This is a genomic window from Halalkalibaculum sp. DA3122 (assembly GCF_043951865.1).
Classification (GTDB): Bacteria; Bacteroidota; Rhodothermia; order Balneolales; family Balneolaceae; genus JAMQKA01.
This window is the reverse complement of sequence record NZ_JBINJF010000111.1, coordinates 1-551: the sequence shown is the minus strand read 5'-3', so window position 1 is coordinate 551 and position 551 is coordinate 1. Positions and strand designations below refer to the sequence as shown.

At 61.9% G+C, this 551-nt stretch carries 1 protein-coding gene; it reads left to right on the top strand.

Annotated elements, in window-relative coordinates:
- Window positions 1–551: c-type cytochrome (locus tag ACG2F4_RS19410; RefSeq protein ID WP_395262599.1), on the top strand; the 551-nt coding region annotated here is incomplete at both ends.

The window sequence follows — 551 nt, the reverse complement described above, 5'->3', positions numbered from 1 at the left end:
ATGATCTTTGGTGAAGAGCAGGTGCCGATGGAAGGGAGGCGCCTGTCGGAGGCTCCCGGGGCGGTTATTGACCATGCGGCCGTCATTCGCAGCTTAAATGAGCAGACCCTCCGGCAGGGCAGGCAGCTGTACGAGCAGGTCTGCGCGGCCTGCCACGGGGCCGACGGGAGCTCGAACCTGCCGACGGCCCGCTCGTTCAACAGTGACCCGTTCAAGTATGGTTCGGATCCCTACAGCATGTGGCAGACTATCACCAACGGGGCCGGGCAGATGGGCGCCCAGCGGTGGCTGTCCCCGGAGGATGCCTATGCGGTGGTCCAGTACATCCGCGAGGAACTGGTGAAGGAGGAAAATCCCGGGATGTATTTTGACATTACCGACCAGTACCTGGAAGGCCTGCCAGAGCCGTCCATGTCTGCCCAGCAGCTGGACCAGATGATCAAGCGTGAGGCCCTGTCCGGCTCCCAGGAATACGGGCAGCTGTATTTTACGGACCACCTGGGCGATTACGGGAAGGCGCTCTACTCCTCGCTGAATGACCGGGCGAATGC